We start from the raw sequence: 15,943 nt of genomic DNA, 5'->3' as shown, positions 1-15,943 counted from the left end.
TCGGCGGCCTTTCTGCGTCGGGCGCCGATGGCCGCCGCCTTTGGTCGGCGGCCGGCCGGACACAAAAAGTTACAAACCACGTTAAGGCGTCGGGAGCGGCATAGAGCCGTTCCGCCCCAGGACGACACCCTATGGACCAGACCGCCTTTCTGACAGGATTTACCATCATGTCGCTGGGATCGCTCGCGATCTATGCGACGGGCAGGAAAAGCTATCCAGCGGGACACCATACGCTGCTGCACGCCAGCGTGCCGTTCATCGCGGCAACGGCCTATCTCGCCATGGCTTTCGGCATCGGCACGCTCGTCACCGTCGACGGCGCCGTGACCTATGTCGCGCGCTATCTGGACTGGTCGGTCACGACGCCGATCCTGCTCGCTGGCCTCGTGCTCGTCGCCTTCCACGATCGCGGCCGGACGGGCGAAGTCGGCGGTTATCTGACGGCGATCATCACGCTCGACGTGCTGATGATCGTGACCGGGCTCATCTCGTCGCTGGCGCAGGTTCCGCTGGTGAAATGGGTTTGGTTCGCCTGGTCGTGCGCCGCCTTCGTCGGCGTGTTGTACCTGCTCTGGGTCCCCCTGCGGACGGCGGCCAACGCCCGCGGCACCGCTGTCGGCCAGGCATATGGAAAGAACGTCACGCTGCTGACGGTTGTGTGGTTCCTTTATCCCATCGTTTTCGCCATCGGCCCCGAAGGCCTCAAGATGATCAGCGACCCGAGCTCCGTCTGGGCGATCCTGGTCATGGATGTGGTCGCCAAGGTCGCCTACGCCTTCTACGCCGCGAAGAACCTCGACGCGGCGCTGGGAGACGACGGCGAGACGCGCCGCCACGCGGCGTGATCGCGCGCGCGCCCGCGGCCGGGTGGTGCGTCCTGACGGCGGCGGCGTGCCTCGCCGCCGTCGGGCCGCTCGCCGCCCAGCTCGGCTTTGCCGTCCTTGCCGTGGGCGTCATCGGCATGGCGCATGGCGCCAGCGATCTTGCGATCGTCGCGCGTGCGCGCAGGCCCGCGTTCCTTGCGGCCTATGCCGCCGTGTCGCTGCTCTGCCTCGCCTGGTGGATCACGCGGCCCGCCCTTGCCCTGCCGCTGTTCCTCGGCGCCTCCGCCGTCCATTTTGCGATGGAGGACGCGCCGCACGGATCGTGGCGCGAGCGGACGCTACGGGGCATGAGCCTGATCGCGACGCCCGCAACCCTGCATCCGGCCCAATTGCACATGCTGTTGCACGTCGCCGCCGGCGGCGATGCCGTGTCGCCCGCGATCATTGCCGTGATGGCGACGATCGGCGGTATAGCGGCTGCGGTGCTGATCGCGACCGGCGTGGCGCGGCGCGACCTGCGGCTGGTCGGCGGGACGATGGCGCTACTGCTGTTCCCGCCCTTGATTGGCTTCGCGCTCGGCTTTCTCATCCTCCATGCGCTGCCGCAGACCAGCGTCCGGCGCGCGCGCATCGGCTGCGCCACCATGTCCGGCTATCTGCGCGCGACCGCGCCGATCATGGCGGCAGCGATCGCCGTGTTCGCATTGGTGACGACGATCGTGCTGCGCTTTGACGACAGCGGCATACGTGGATTGTTCGCCGCGATCGCGGCACTCGCCATGCCGCACCTGCTGGTGACCCCGTGGTTCTCCCAGAAGGCACACGCCCTCACGAAACACAACATGCGCGGTCACATTGCTATTGATAGTTTGTCGCAATATCACTAGCCGGGCCCCGAAAGGGATCATCCATGTCGTCTTCTCCTATTTCCAACGCGCTGTTGATCGGTGCTGCCGCGGTCGGCACGCCCGCCCTGGCCGCCGCGCAGGATCTCGCGACGCAGCGCGCGCGCGACGCCGACCGTGGCGACATCGTCGTCACCGGCCAGCAGAACTCGAATCAGGCCGCGTCGGGCACGAAGACCGCGACGCCCCTGGCCGAGACGCCGCAGTCGATCAGCCTGATCACGGGCGAGGATATCGCCGAACTGGGGCTGCAAAACCTGAACCAGTCGCTGCGCTTCGTCGCGGGCGTGACGCCCGAGACGCGCGGGGCGAGCGCGGAAGTCTACGACCAGTTCAAGCTGCGCGGCTTCGACGCCCCAGTCTTCCTGGATGGCCTCAAGCTGTTCCAGAGCCCGACCGGCTATGCCGTGCCGCAGGTCGACGTATCGCGGCTCGACCGGGTCGAGGTGGTCAAGGGGCCCGCCTCCGTTCTGTACGGCCAGTCGAGTCCCGGCGGCCTTGTCGCGGAGAGCAGCAAGCTGCCGATCGACGCCGCGTTCTATGGGGCGGTTGCCGGTACATATGGCACCTACGACCTGTACCGGATCGACGCCGATGTCGGCGGCCGTGCCGGCGCGGGCATAGCGTGGCGGCTGTACGGCAGCGCGAACGGCGCCTCCACGCAACAGACGTTCGGCAAGCGCGAGCGCGAAACGGTGTCCGCCGCCGTCACGGCGGGCGCGGGCAGCGCGACCAGCTTCACCTTGCTCGGCGCCTATTCGCACGATCCATACAACGGCACCTATGGCGTCTTTCCGACGCTCGGTACGCTGATCGCCAGCCCGAACGGGCGGCTGCCGACGCGCTTCGACGCGGGCGAAGCGGGCAACCGCTTCCGGCGGGAGCAGGCGGCGCTCACTTATATCTTCCGCCACGATTTCGGCGACGGCTGGGCCTTGCGCGCGTCAGGGCGCTATCAGCATGTCACCGCGCGGCTGGGCCTGGTCTACACCACGGGCGCGCCGCTCGATGCGGCGCTCCGCCGCTTCGGCCGCGCCTCCTACGCAACCGACGAACAGCTGGACAATTGGACCTACGACAACCAGCTGACCGGCAGTGTCCGGACCGGCGCAGTGTCGCACACGCTGCTGTTCGGCACCGATCGGCAGGTGGCGCATGCAAGGGAGGCGTTCGCGTTCGGATCGGCGACCCCGATCGACGCCTATGCCCCCGTCTATGGCACGATGCCCGTGCCGCAGACGCCGGCGGCGGTGCCAGACCCCTTTGCCGGCAACTATGTCGTGCGCCAGCGGCAGCAGGGCCTCTACGCGCAGGATCAGATCGCCGTCGGCGCGCTGCGCGTCCTGCTCAGCGGACGCCACGACTGGGCGCACGCGGAGCAGGCCGGGCTCGGCGCGAAGGACGATCGCAAGTTCACCTGGCGGGCCGGCGCGCTCTACACGCTGCCGTTCGGCCTTGCGCCCTATGTCAGCTATTCGACGTCGTTCGAGCCGCAATCGTCGCTGGTCCGCCGGGCGGACGGCAGCACCGGCATCGCCGATCCGTCGCTCGGCCGGCAGCTGGAAGCGGGCGCCAAGTTCAGCATACCGGGAACGCCAATCCTGCTGTCGGGCGCGTGGTTCCGCATCGACCAGACCAACGTGCTCACCTCGACGCCCGATTTCAGCGTGTCGCGGCAGACCGGGCGAGTGCGTTCGACCGGCGTCGAGTTCGAAGGCAGCGCGCCGCTGCCGCATGGCTTCGCAGTCCGGGCGGCCTATAGCCGGCAGAGCGTCAAGGTGACGGCGGATGCCGACGATCCCGCGCGCATCGGTCGGCGGCTGGAGACGGTCGGCCGCGGCGGCGCCTCGCTGGCGCTCGACTGGGCGCCGACTGCCGGCCCGCTGGCGGGCCTGACGCTTGGCGGAGCCGCCCGCCACGTCGATCGCATCTACGCGGGTATCTCGCCGATCGACGGCATCGCGCGCGATACGCCCGCCTATACGGTGTTCGACGCGCTCGTCCGCTACGAACTGGCCGAAGCCACGCCGTCGCTGCGCGGCGTCACCCTCGCGGTCAACGCCACCAACGTGTTCGACAAGCGGTACCTGACCAGCTGCTTCGCCAACTACAATTGGTGCTGGTACGGCAACCGCCGCACGATCCAGGCGACGATCGGCTATCGCTTCTGAACGGGGGCAGAGGCTTATTGTGTCGGTCCCGCCCCTCCCCTAGCGTGATCGCATGAAGCACCTGCTCCGCGTCGCGTTGATCGTCCTGCTCGTCGGCATCGCCGCCGTCGTCTATCTCGCCTGGCCCGACACGGCGCGCGTGCCGTTCGACGAGGTGACGGGCAAGCGTCCGAAGATCACCGATCCGCGCGACCAGACGATCCCGACCTTCAAGGTGGCCGATGCGGTCGGCTGGCGAGACGGACGCACCCCGGTGGCGGCCGCGGGGTTGAAGGTGCAGCCTTTCGCCGCCGGGCTGGACCATCCGCGCTGGCTCTATCAGCTCCCCAACGGCGACATCCTCGTCGCGGAGGCGAACAGCCCGCCGCGTGACGTCGGCGGCATCCAGGGCATGGTGATGGGGTGGCTGATGGGCAAGGCGGGTGCCGGCGTGCCCTCCGCCGACCGCATCACGCTGCTGCGCGACGCCAATGGCGACGGCGTGGCGGAGGAGCGGCACGTCTTCCTTACCGGCCTCCATTCGCCGACCGGCATGGTGCTGTTCGAGGGCCAATTGTACGTCGCCAACACCGACAGCATCGTCCGCGTCCCCTATCGCGACGGCGCGACGCAGATCGCCGCCAAGCCGGAACTCGTCGTCAAGCTCAACGGGGGCGGCAACCACTGGGCGCGCACGCTGATCGCGGCGCCGGACGGCCGCACGCTGTTCGTGGGTGTCGGCTCCTCGTCCAACATCGCCGAGAACGGCATGGCCGCGGAGAAATTCCGCGCCAACATCCTGCAGGTCTGGCCGAAGGAAAAGACGTTCCGCATCTATGCCTCCGGCCTGCGCAATCCGCAGGGGATGGCGATCAATCCCGCCAACAACCAGCTGTGGACGGTCGTCAACGAGCGCGACATGCTCGGCAGCGACCTGGCGCCCGACTATCTGACGCAGGTCGAGTTCGGCGACCAGTTCGGTTGGCCCTGGTATTACTGGGGCGGCTATCCGGACCGTCGCGTCGAGCCGGCGAACCCCGACCTGCAGCAATATTCGAAGCGTCCCGATTATGCGCTCGGGCCGCACGTCGCCGCGCTCGGCCTCGCCTTCTCGAACGGCATGAAGCTGGGCGACCGCTTCGCCAACGGTGCGTTCGTCGGCGAGCACGGGTCGTGGAACCGCAAGCCGGTGTCAGGCTACAAGGTCGTGTTCGTCCCCTTCGGCGCGCGGGGCTTCCCGGCCGAGGGCGCTAAGCCGGTCGATGTTCTGACCGGCTTCCTCGATGCGGACGGCAAGGCGCAGGGGCGTCCCGTCGGCGTGATCGGCGACCGGACGGGCAGCCTGCTGGTCGCCGACGACGTCGGCAACACGATCTGGCGCGTATCGACGAAGTGACGCGATCGATCACCGCTTCGGCGTGAGTCCGGCGGCAACCCGCCGACGGACCATTTCGGTCACGGTGCCGAAGACGAGGTGCGACGCCACGCCATAGGCGTGGCTCGACAGCGGCGACCGCCATGGCGCGTCACCCAACCCGGCCGCGGGGACGGCGGCCTCGTCGAGCACGGTGGCGGTGGTCAGGCCGAAGGCGACGCCATAGCCCTTGGTGACGCCGGGCCGCACCGCGGCCGCCATGCCATAGGCAACGCCAAGCGCGGCGCCGAGCGCGTAATGCACCGCCTGGCCGGCGAGCGGCTTGTCCCCGTCCGCGATGTCATGGCCGATGGTGGCCTTGGCGATCGAGTCGGCGGCCTTCACCGTGGCAGGCTCGCCGTCACCCTGCGAACCGCGGTTTTTGGACAAAGCGGCGATGCCCGCCTGGAACGCATCCATTGCGGCCGACGCGGTCAGTCCGCCGACGAGCCCCGCAAGCGCGCCTCCCAACAGACGGCTGGTGACGGATTGCTGCTGGTCTCGGGACATGGGGTGGCTCCGTAGCGGTGTATACCAGGGCCAACCCTCGTGCCGGGCCGGCGATCCCCCGTGCGGGACCGCCGGCCTCGTCCGTACGGCAGCGAACCGTTGAGTCGCCGCCGCGCCTCGATCAGGCCAGCGTCAGCCCGACGTCGACATTGCCGCGGGTCGCGTTCGAATAGGGGCAGATCTGGTGCGCCGCTTCCACGAGCTGCTGCGCCTGCTCCCGGTCGACGCCCGGAAGATCCACAGTGAGATCGGCGGTGATGCCGAAGCCGCCTTCCGCCTTGGGGCCGATACCTACCTTGGCCGTCACCTTGACGTCGTTCGGCACCTTTACCTTCAACTGCTGCCCGGCAACCTTCAGCGCGCCGATGAAGCAGGCCGAATAGCCCGCCGCGAACAGCTGTTCCGGGTTGGTGCCCTCGCCGCCCGCGCCACCCAATTCCTTCGGCGTCGAGAGCTGGACGTCGACACGGCCGTCTTCGGAGCGTGCATGCCCGTCACGACCGCCCGTGGCCGTCGCGCTGGTGCTGTACAGGACGCTGATCGTCATGGACTTTTCCTCTGCAATTTAGTTATCGCGATAATTGAATTAGCCGTTCGCCCGTTCATTGTCCAGATAAAAATTATCGCGAAACATATTTTGTGCTATGCCGCTGCCATGACTGCCGATCCTCCCCCCCTCCCCATCCCCCTCGACGAGCAATTGTGCTTCTCGCTCTACACCGCGACGATCGCGATCAATCGCGCCTACAAGCCCGTGCTCGACCGACTCGGCATCACCTACCCGCAGTTCCTCGTCCTCCAGGCGCTCCACGAGCAGCCCGACCGTACGATCGGCCAGATCGCGGAACGCCTGTCACTCGAGTCGAGTACGATCACGCCACTGATCAAGCGGCTGGAGGCGGCGGGCCTCGTGTCGCGCAGCCGCGATCCGAAGGACGAGCGACAGGTTCGCGTCCGCCTTACCGACCTGGGGTCGGTGCGGTGGCAGGAGACGGGGTGCCTCGGCCCGCTCATCCTGGCGCGAAGCGGCATGGATGCGGCGGAAGTTCGCGCGCTCAACGACCGGCTTCACGCGCTTAACGCCGCACTTACCCTGCCGCCCGGCGACAACGCTGGCTGATCCGCCTGGCGGCCCCGCAGCCGGGCACGGACTGCATGCGGGACCGCGTCGGCATCGGCGGATCACTCCAGGTCGCCGCTGCGACCGATGCGCTCAGTCCCCCGCCGGCTCATGATAGGGACAGCCGTTGAACCGCGCGCGGAAGTCGGCCGAATGGCGGTAGGTGTCGCGCCGTGCCCGGTTGATGTTGCCGAGCGGGCGATGCGCGGCAAGGCCCGTCCAGACGCTGAACCGCATGCGCTCGTTCACCGACTCGACGAGCGCCGGATCCCAGCTGTCCTGCGCCTGTGCCCGCACCGTCGCGACCCGGATGAAAGGCGCCTCCTTCTCATCCCACTCGATCGTGGGGTCCTCGACCGGCTGGCGCTCCAGATCGCGGCACAGCTGGACCCTGAATTCCCATTCGGCCGCCATGCCCAGCATCTCGCCTCGCACCTCTTCGCGGATGGCGTCTTCCCGCCCGTCGACCGCGATCGTCTTGCCCGTCAGCGCGACCTGCGCCGGAGCGACGGGAACCAGCGAGAATTTGGCGATATGGTCGCCGTAGCGGAAGGCGGTGGCGCTGTAATAGGTTTCGCCGAGCGGCTCGACGTTCGGTGCGCCGCCCAGCGAATCGACCGCCGGGATTTGCGTGCCGACCGCGTCCAGCATGGTGTGCACGCCGCGCAGCACCGCCGAGATGACCTTCTTGCCACCCTCCATCCGGTCGGTCGTCTTGGCGAGCAGCTTGAGGTTGCCGAGGAACTTGTCGGCGGTCCTGGCCTGGAAGACGGCGCCGTTGACCATCACGAAATCCTGCGTCCGCCCCTCGGCACCCGCAAGCCGCTCGCCGTCGACGTCCAGCACCTTCATCGCGAGGCCGCGCGGCAGGCTGATCGCGTCGGGAAGGATGTCGCCGGCATTGGTCGACATGCGGATCAGCACCCTGTGCGTGCCCGGCGTGGCGAAGAGACCCTGCGCCAGTTCGGGCGGCAGATGATCGTCGATCGTCATCTCGCCCTCGAGGATGCCATGCGATTTCGCATGCACCGAGCGCACCGCATGGCCGTAATCCTCCGCGGTCCGCTCGAGGATGGTGTCGAACGTCTCGTTCAGCTCGCGGTGCGTCTCTTTTTCCGTCGAATCGATGGTCTCGACGGAGTTGGCGTAGCGGACGGCAGCTTGGGGCATGTCTCGATTATCCTGAAGAGTGCTGGAGCACCCGACAACGAACGAGCCGTCGCATAGGCTGCCGCTTGGGTCTTAAATGGTCGGAAAACGGTTACGCCTACGGCAAAAGATTTGATCTGCATCAACTTCCAAGGTCAATACTGCTGTCCGGGTAAGCTTTGCCGCCGTATTGCCACGCATTAGCAAATTCTTGCGCCGTGGCTCCCCATTCCCAACATTCGGTAGACCGGCGTAGTTTCTGTACGAAACCGTGCAGAACGAGGCCGGACTGGACCAGATGCTGCCGCCTATTCTAGGCACGGAGCGATGAACGCCGACATGACCGATCCACGCTCAGGCCAATTCCGCATTCCCGTCGCAGTCACTGCCGATGGCATCCGCAACACCTTTCTCGCCAGCCTCGACCGCGCCGACTTCGCGGCGTTGGCGCCGCATCTCGAACGCGTACCCTTTGCGATCGGCGACGAATTGGCGACCACCGGCGCACCGATCGACTGTCTGCACTTTCCCGAAGGCGCGGTGGCCGCGATTCTCGACTCCCGGTCGGATGGCCGCCGGCTGGCGGTGGGCCTGGTCGGGCTGGAGGGCTTCACCGGATGGCCGCTTCTTCTGGGCGAGACGCACTGGCCGCATGATGTCGTGATGCGCGCCGAAAGCGGCACCGCGCTGCGCATTGGTCGCGATGCGTTCCTCGCCGCTGTTGCGCAAAGCGAATCCCTACGCGCCATGCTGTTGCGCTTCGTCGGCGTCATCAACGTCCAGATGGCGAGCACGATCGTCTCCTCGCTCGTCCATCCGGTCGAGCGCCGCATGGCGCGCTGGATCCTGCTGTATCACGACCGGATCAGCGGCGAGGACATCTGCCTGACGCACGAGGAATTCCGCCTCATGCTGGGCGTGCGCCGGTCGAGCATCACCGAGGCGCTGCACCGGCTGGAGTCGGAACAGGCGGTGCGGGGCCTGCGCGGCCGGGTCGTCGTGCGCGACCGGACGAAGCTGATGGCCATCGCGGGCGACACCTACGGGCAGCCCGAGCATACCTATGCCCGTCTGATCCTCGGCGGCGCGGATGAGGGGCGGTCTCGCGGGGCGCAGCAGAACGGCTGACCCGCGCGTCCCTGCCGGCAGCCTCGGCACTAAAGGCATCCTCCCCCGTAAGAAATCCAGGGAACGTTGCGCGTTGCAACGGAACATTCCCTGCGGCACGGTCGTTATCCCGAATCAGTCGGAGGTGCGCCTGGCCGCGTTAGGGCTGCGTGCCACATGGCCTGCATGTCGGGCCTTGCAGGGGAGCAATGAGATATGTCCTTGGGGGACGAAGCCCAGGTGTCGCGGCGCGGCCTGATCGTCGGCGGCGCGGCGTCTTGCGCATTGGCCGCAGTACCGCAGGCGGAGGCGCAGGCGCCTGCCGGGACGATGCCGTCGACCATGCCGGTGACGCTGACGGTCAACGGCCGCAAGCAGACGCTGGACGTAGACACGCGCACCACGCTGCTCGACGCGCTGCGCGAGCATCTTCATCTGACCGGGACGAAGAAGGGCTGCGATCACGGCCAGTGCGGCGCCTGCACGGTCATCGTCGAGGGTAAGCGGATCAACAGCTGTCTGAGCCTCGCGGTCCAGCATCAGGGCGATCGCGTCACGACGATCGAGGGATTGGGGACGCCCGACAAGCTGCATCCGATGCAGGCGGCGTTCGTGAAGCACGACGGCTATCAGTGCGGCTATTGCACGCCGGGCCAGATCTGCTCCGCCGTTGCGGTCCTGGACGAGATCAAGGCAGGCGTGCCCAGCCATGTGCAGGCCGACATCACCTCACGGCCCCAGGCGACGAACATGGAGATGCGGGAACGGATGAGCGGCAACATCTGCCGCTGCGGCGCCTATTCCAACATTGCCGAGGCAATGGCCGACGTCGCGGGAGGACGCGCATGAAGCCCTTCACCTATACGCGCGCCAAGACACCGGCGGAGGCGGCCGCCGCCGTCGCGTCGACGCCCAACGCCAAGTTTCTCGCCGGCGGCACCAACCTGCTCGACCTGATGAAGCTGGAGATCGAGACCCCCGCACATCTGGTCGATGTGCAGGACCTGAAGCTCGACCGCATCGAGCCGACCGACGACGGCGGCATCAGGATCGGCGCGCTGGTCAGCAACACCGCGCTTGCCAGCGACCCGCGCGTCCGCCGCGACTATGGCGTGCTGACGCGCGCGATCGTCGCGGGCGCGAGCGGGCAGTTGCGCAACAAGGCGACGACCGCCGGCAACCTGCTGCAACGGACGCGGTGTCCCTATTTCTACGACACCAATCAAGCGTGCAACAAGCGGCGGCCGGGCTCGGGCTGTGCCGCGATCGGCGGCTATTCCCGCCAGCTCGCGGTGATCGGCACGTCCGATGCCTGCATCGCCACCTATCCCGGCGACATGGCGGTCGCGATGCGTGTGCTCGATGCGACGGTGGAGACGATCGACCCCGCCGGACAGACCCGGCGCATAGCGTTCGGCGATTTTCATCGGCTGCCGGGGGATTCGCCGCACATCGACACGAATCTAAAACCCGGCGAGCTCATCACCGCGGTGACGCTGCCCAAGCCGCTCGGCGGCACGCATATCTATCGGAAGGTGCGCGACCGCGCCTCCTACGCTTTCGCCCTCGTGTCAGTCGCCGCGGTGATCCAGCGCGACGGTTCCGGTCGCGCCGCCATCGGCGGCATCGCGCCGCGTCCATGGCGCGACGAGGCGGCCGAGGCGGCGATGCCGCAAGGGGCAAAGGCCGTCACCGACCGGCTGCTCGCCGGTGCGCGCCCGACCCGCGACAACGCCTTCAAGGTCCCGCTGGTCGAGCGGACGCTCGCCGCCGCGATCCATGATGCGAAGACGATGACCCAAACGCCCGGCACGCAGGAGCGCGGCGCATGAAGTTCGACACGCCAGCAGGCACCAATCCGATCGACCGGATGCAGGTGGTCGGCAAGCCGACCGACCGGATCGACGGCAAGTACAAGACGACGGGCACCGCCCCTTATGCCTATGAACAGAACAGGGCGGCGCCGAACGCGGCCTATGGCTATGTCGTCGGCGCGGGCATCGCCAAGGGGCGGATTGCCGGGATCGACCTTTCCGCCGCCAAGGCGGCGCCGGGTGTCCTCGCCATCGTTACGGCGGACAATGCCGGCAAGCTGACCAAGGGTAATTTCAACACCGCCAACCTGTTGGGCGGCCCTGCGATCGAACATTACCATCAGGCGGTCGCCGTCGTCGTCGCCGAGACGTTCGAACAGGCCCGCGCCGCCGCCGCGCTCGTGCGGATCGACTATGCCCGTACCAAGGGTCGCTTCGACCTGGCCGCCGAACTCGATCATGCGCCGCTGAAGGGCGACGACAGCGGCGAGGGGTCGAAGGCGCCGCCGGTCGACCGGGTCGGCGATTTCGAGAAGGCCTTTGCCGCGGCGCCGGTGACGCTCGACGCGCGCTACACCACGCCGGACCAGAGCCATGCGATGATGGAGCCGCACGCGTCGATCGCGGCGTGGCAGGGCGACGAGCTGACCATCTGGACGTCGAACCAGATGATCAACTGGGGCAAGGGCGACGTCGCGCGCACGCTCGGCATCCCCAAGGAGAAGGTGCGGCTGATCTCGCCCTATGTCGGCGGCGGCTTCGGCGGCAAGCTGTTCGTCCGCTCCGATGCGATCATGGCGGCGCTGGGCGCGCGCGCGGCGGGGCGACCGGTCAAGGTGGCGCTGCAGCGCCCGCTGATCGCCAACAACACGACGCACCGCCCGGCGACGATCCAGCGCATCCGCATCGGTTGTCAGAAGGATGGGCGCATCACAGCGATCGCGCACGAGAGCGGATCGGGCGACCTGCCAGGCGGCGGTCCCGAGACGGCGGTGTCGCAGACCAAGCTGCTCTACGCCGGGGCGAACCGGCTGACGGCGATGCGGCTCGCGGTGCTCGATCTGCCGGAAGGCAATGCGATGCGCGCACCGGGCGAGGCACCCGGACTGATGGCACTCGAGATCGCGATGGACGAGATGGCGGAGAAGCTGGGCATGGACCCGGTGGAATTCCGCATCGTCAACGACACGCAGGTCGACCCGGCCAAGCCCGAACGCAAATTCTCGCAGCGCAACCTCGTCGGCTGCCTGCGCCAGGGCGCCGACCGTTTCGGCTGGTCACGGCGCAACCCGAAGCCAGGCACGACGCGCGACGGCCAGTGGCTGGTCGGCATGGGTGTCGCCGCCGGCTTCCGCAACAACATGACGATGAAATCCGCCGCGCGCGTCGGCATCGATCGCAAGGGCGTCGTCACCGTCGCCACCGACATGACCGACATCGGCACCGGCAGCTACACGATCATCGCGCAGACGGCCGCGGAGATGCTGGGCGTGCCGCTGGACAAGGTCGTCGTGCTGCTCGGCGATTCGTCCTTCCCGGTATCGTCCGGGTCGGGCGGCCAGTGGGGCGGCAACAGTTCGACCGCGGGCGTCTACGCCGCCTGCGCTAAGCTGCGCGAGACGATCGCCCAGAAGCTCGGCTTCAATTCGGCCGACGTGACGTTCGAGGGCGGCAAGGTCCGCGCGGGCAACCGCAGCGTCAGCCTTGCCGAGGCGGCGGGGGATGCCGGCCTGTCGGCCGAGGAGATGATGGAATACGGCGATCTCGCGAAGAAGTATCAGCAATCGACGTTCGCCGGCCATTTCGTCGAAGTCGGGGTCGACGCCTGGACGGGCGAGGTGCGCGTGCGCCGCATGCTCGCGGTTTGCGCCGCGGGCCGCATCCTCAATCCCCTTACCGCGCGCAGCCAGGTGATCGGCGCGATGACGATGGGCGTCGGCGCGGCGTTGATGGAGGAACTGGCGGTCGACAAGCGCTTCGGCTTCTTCGTCAACCACGATCTGGCCGGCTATGAGGTGCCGGTCCACGCCGACATCCCACACCAGGAGGTCGTCTTCCTCGAGGAGGCCGATCCGATGTCGTCGCCGATGAAGGCGAAGGGCGTCGGCGAGCTAGGCCTGTGCGGCGTCGGCGCGGCGATCGCCAACGCGATCTACAACGCCACCGGCGTGCGCGTGCGCGATTATCCGATCACGCTGGACAAGCATCTGGAGAAGTTGCCGCACGTGGCATGACGCAACGCCGGGCCCGCGCATCCGCGCGCAGGCCCGGCATCATCGCGAACCGGGAGAGGAAACCGCCCTCCCCCGCCCGGATCAGCGCAGGTCCAGCATCACCACCGACTTCGGCGGCAGGATCACCGACAGCGTCCCCCCCGACAACGTCGCGCCGGTGAAGGCCGCGGGCTTCACGGCATCCGGCGCATCGAAGGTGTTGTGCGCGTCCATCGCCGGCGCGGTCAGGATGCGACCCGACACGCTGCCGCCGGTGATGCCGTCCAGCCTGACGCTGACCGTCGCCGGACGGTTCGGGTCGACGTTGGTCAGCCCCATGTGCACGACGCCGTCCGTTCCGCGCACCGCGCTGGCGCTGACCGCCTTCAACGTCCACTCGTTCTTGTTGTACCAGTGCGACTGGACGTCGACGGGCAGGACGGCGCCGTCCTGATAGTCCTTGTACATGTCGAAGACCCAATAGGTCGGCGTCTTCACCATGCGAATGCCGTCGGTGAGCAGCATCGCCTGCAGCACGTTGACCATCTGCGCGATGTTGGCGCCGCGCAACCGATCCGTGTGCCGAGCGAAGATGTCGAAGTTCAGGCTGGTGACCAGCGCGTCGCGCAGCGAATTCTGCTGATAGAGGAAACCGGGGTTGGTACCCGGCTCGACATCGTACCACGTGCCCCATTCGTCGACGAGCAGCGCGACCCGCTTGGCGGGATCATATTTGTCCATGATCGCGGCATGGCGCGTGACGATGTCGTCCATCCGCACGGTCTTGGCGAGCGTCCGCGCCCAGCCGTCCTCGTCGAAACCGGTCGCCGCACCCTTGTGCGCCCATTCCACCGGGATGGTATAGTAATGGACGCCGATGCCGTCGAACGCGTCGCGTGCGTCGCGCATCATCACGTCGGTCCAGGTGTAATCCTCCGAATTCGCGCCGCTGGCGATCTTCATCACCCTTTGGCCTTCGGGCATCTTGATGAACGTCGAATAGCGTCGCGTCACGTCGGCGGCATATTCGGGCTTCATGTTGCCGCCGCAGCCCCACAATTCGTTGCCGAGGCCGAACATGCCGAGCTTCCAGGGCGCCTTGCGGCCGTTGGCGGCCCGCTCCTTGGCCAGGCTCGAGCCCGTCGGCGAGGTCATGTACTCGACCCACTCCGCCATCTCGTATGGCGGCGCGGACCCGACATTGCCGGAGACATAGGGCTCCGCCCCCACCATCTCGGCATAGTTCATGAACTCGGTGGTGCCGAAGCTGTTGTCCTCCGTCACCCCGCCCCAGTTGGTGTTGATCTTCACCTTGCGCTTGGCCTGGGGTCCGATTCCCTCCCGCCAGTGATATTCGTCCGCGAAACAGCCGCCCGGCCAGCGGATGACGGGCACGCGGATCGCCTTGAGCGCGTCGATGACGTCGCGCCGATAGCCGTCGATGTTGGGGACCTTGCTGCCCTTGCCCACCCAGACGCCGCGATAGATGCCGCTGCCCAGATGTTCGGCGAACTGGCCGAAAAGCCGCTTGTCGAATTTCGGCGCCGGGCGGTCGCCATGGACGACGACGCTATCGGGCGCACCCTCCGCCGGCGCGGACGCGCCTTGCGCCAGCGAGGGGGACGCGAGGACGAGCGCAAGCGCGCTCAGCAGGATACGCATGGGGCGGTTCTCCGTCATGCGGGCGCAGGCCCGCGCCAGTGGGTGGAATTCGGGTCGGGCCGGATCGGATTCGGAATGTGCGGCGAATGCAAGGCATGCCGGCCGCGGCGACGCCGCGGCGCGCATCGGGCTCGGATCGCGAAACCTCGGCTTTTCGCTCGCCATGGCGACGCGCCCCTCCCTCTTCTTCGACGCATCTTGTCGGACAATAGAAGGCAAAGTCAAGCGGGGCTTTTCAGGACAGGCTTCGCGACGAAGCGCTTGCCGCAGGCGCCGGACGCCGCCTAGGATCGATGCTCGGGAGGATCAGCGCGGCGATGGAAGACGGACTCAGGCGGCAACCCGCCCATACGCTGCTGGCGCACCGCCTGGGGGTGGCGATCGCGACGGGCCGCTATGCACCGGGATCGGTGCTGCCCGGCGAGCTTGAACTGGCCGAACAATTCGGCTTGTCGCGCAGCGTCGTGCGCGAATCGCTGCGCATGCTCGCTGCCAAGGGGCTGGTCGAGAGCCGTCCGAAAGCGGGTACGCGCGTGCGGGACCGCAGCCGCTGGGCGATGCTCGACCCCGACCTGCTCGCCTGGATGTTCGAAGGTTCGCCGCCGCTGGATTTCGTCCGCAGCCTGTTCGAACTGCGCATGATCGTCGAGCCCGCGGCGGCCGAATTCGCGGCGGAGCGCCGCGATGCCCGTCACCTGTCGCGCATGGGCCATGCACTCGAATCGATGGGCACGCATGGTCTTGCGACGACCGAGGGGCAGACCGCGGATCAGCTCTTCCATGCCGTGATCCTGGAAGCGGCCGGGAACGAGTTGCTCGCGAGCCTCTCGGGCAGCATCACCTCGGCGGTGCGCTGGACGACCTTCTTCAAATACAAGCAGAACCGCCAGCCGCGCGATCCCATGCCGCAACACCGCATCTTGTTCGAAGCGATCGCGAATGCCGATCCGGTAAGCGCGCGCGAAGCGACGGTGGAGCTGTTGCGCCAGGCGCAGCAGGATACGGAGATCGCGCTGGAGGGGTGACCGCTACGCGAGGCGCCGCGCGCCAGGCATAGCAGCCGCTGCTGCGGCCG

The 15,943-nt window shown here is 67.6% G+C and carries 14 protein-coding genes; 10 read left to right on the top strand and 4 right to left on the bottom strand.

Translation table 11 applies throughout. From position 1 onward, the window contains the following. Nucleotides 1–131 precede the first annotated feature (131 nt). The 4 genes from IQ292_RS11005 to IQ292_RS10990 are packed head-to-tail and all read left to right on the top strand — an operon-like array spanning nucleotide 132 to nucleotide 5,275. Nucleotides 132–845, top strand: coding sequence for a bacteriorhodopsin (locus tag IQ292_RS11005; protein WP_203310350.1), 714 nt, complete (start codon nucleotides 132–134; stop codon nucleotides 843–845). Then, entirely contained in the window at nucleotides 842–1,711 is an 870-nt protein-coding gene (locus tag IQ292_RS11000; RefSeq protein WP_338057625.1) for a Brp/Blh family beta-carotene 15,15'-dioxygenase, read from the top strand. The genes IQ292_RS11005 and IQ292_RS11000 overlap by 4 nt, the downstream gene beginning before the upstream one ends. Nucleotides 1,712–1,734: 23 nt before the next feature. Next, entirely contained in the window at nucleotides 1,735–3,900 is a 2,166-nt protein-coding gene (locus IQ292_RS10995; RefSeq protein ID WP_203310349.1) for a TonB-dependent siderophore receptor, read from the top strand. Between the two features lie 52 nt (nucleotides 3,901–3,952). Then, complete coding sequence (locus IQ292_RS10990; RefSeq protein WP_203310348.1) at nucleotides 3,953–5,275, top strand: PQQ-dependent sugar dehydrogenase; 1,323 nt, start codon at nucleotides 3,953–3,955, stop codon at nucleotides 5,273–5,275. A 9-nt stretch (nucleotides 5,276–5,284) separates the two neighbouring features. Here IQ292_RS10990 and IQ292_RS10985 read toward each other — a convergent pair whose 3' ends face one another. Then, nucleotides 5,285–5,803 (bottom strand): DUF1440 domain-containing protein, encoded by a 519-nt coding sequence (locus IQ292_RS10985; protein WP_203310347.1) that lies wholly within the window; start codon nucleotides 5,801–5,803, stop codon nucleotides 5,285–5,287. Between the two features lie 121 nt (nucleotides 5,804–5,924). Continuing rightward, the gene (locus tag IQ292_RS10980) at nucleotides 5,925–6,350 is read right to left on the bottom strand and encodes an organic hydroperoxide resistance protein (protein ID WP_203310346.1); all 426 of its coding nucleotides are present in this window, start codon (nucleotides 6,348–6,350) and stop codon (nucleotides 5,925–5,927) included. A gap of 108 nt (nucleotides 6,351–6,458) precedes the next feature. Here IQ292_RS10980 and IQ292_RS10975 point away from each other — a divergent pair, with 108 nt between their 5' ends. Further along, nucleotides 6,459–6,923 carry a MarR family winged helix-turn-helix transcriptional regulator gene (locus IQ292_RS10975; RefSeq protein WP_203310345.1) on the top strand — a complete coding sequence of 155 codons (465 nt, stop codon included), beginning with the start codon at nucleotides 6,459–6,461 and terminating at the stop codon, nucleotides 6,921–6,923. Between the two features lie 93 nt (nucleotides 6,924–7,016). Here the strand turns inward: IQ292_RS10975 and IQ292_RS10970 are convergent, their stop codons facing one another. Then, complete coding sequence (locus IQ292_RS10970; protein ID WP_203310344.1) at nucleotides 7,017–8,093, bottom strand: catalase family protein; 1,077 nt, start codon at nucleotides 8,091–8,093, stop codon at nucleotides 7,017–7,019. 318 nt (nucleotides 8,094–8,411) lie between these two features. Between IQ292_RS10970 and IQ292_RS10965 the strand changes: the two genes are divergently transcribed. The 4 genes from IQ292_RS10965 to paoC all read left to right on the top strand — a co-directional run bounded on the left by IQ292_RS10965 (nucleotide 8,412) and on the right by paoC (nucleotide 13,227). Beyond that, entirely contained in the window at nucleotides 8,412–9,200 is a 789-nt protein-coding gene (locus tag IQ292_RS10965) for a Crp/Fnr family transcriptional regulator (RefSeq protein ID WP_203310343.1), read from the top strand. Between the two features lie 195 nt (nucleotides 9,201–9,395). Beyond that, a complete protein-coding gene (gene paoA / locus IQ292_RS10960; protein WP_203310342.1) occupies nucleotides 9,396–10,028 on the top strand; it encodes an aldehyde dehydrogenase iron-sulfur subunit PaoA in 633 nt (210 codons plus the stop codon). After that, nucleotides 10,025–11,011, top strand: a complete 987-nt coding sequence (locus IQ292_RS10955) for an FAD binding domain-containing protein (RefSeq protein WP_203310341.1) — start codon at nucleotides 10,025–10,027, stop codon at nucleotides 11,009–11,011. The genes paoA and IQ292_RS10955 overlap by 4 nt, the downstream gene beginning before the upstream one ends. Continuing rightward, nucleotides 11,008–13,227: an aldehyde oxidoreductase molybdenum-binding subunit PaoC gene (paoC, locus tag IQ292_RS10950; RefSeq protein WP_203310340.1), complete on the top strand. Its 2,220-nt coding sequence runs from the start codon at nucleotides 11,008–11,010 to the stop codon at nucleotides 13,225–13,227. The genes IQ292_RS10955 and paoC overlap by 4 nt, the downstream gene beginning before the upstream one ends. A gap of 81 nt (nucleotides 13,228–13,308) precedes the next feature. Here paoC and IQ292_RS10945 read toward each other — a convergent pair whose 3' ends face one another. Next, a complete protein-coding gene (locus IQ292_RS10945) occupies nucleotides 13,309–14,868 on the bottom strand; it encodes an alpha-N-arabinofuranosidase (protein WP_203310339.1) in 1,560 nt (519 codons plus the stop codon). 317 nt (nucleotides 14,869–15,185) lie between these two features. On the opposite strand from IQ292_RS10945, the gene IQ292_RS10940 reads away from it, so the two are divergent. Further along, nucleotides 15,186–15,893 (top strand): FadR/GntR family transcriptional regulator, encoded by a 708-nt coding sequence (locus tag IQ292_RS10940; protein WP_203310338.1) that lies wholly within the window; start codon nucleotides 15,186–15,188, stop codon nucleotides 15,891–15,893. Nucleotides 15,894–15,943 lie beyond the last annotated feature (50 nt).

The organism is Sphingomonas beigongshangi (assembly GCF_016820445.1).
GTDB lineage: Bacteria > Pseudomonadota > Alphaproteobacteria > Sphingomonadales > Sphingomonadaceae > Sphingomonas > Sphingomonas beigongshangi.
The sequence above is the reverse complement of the archived record's forward strand: the minus strand, read 5'-3'. Positions and strand labels throughout refer to the sequence as shown.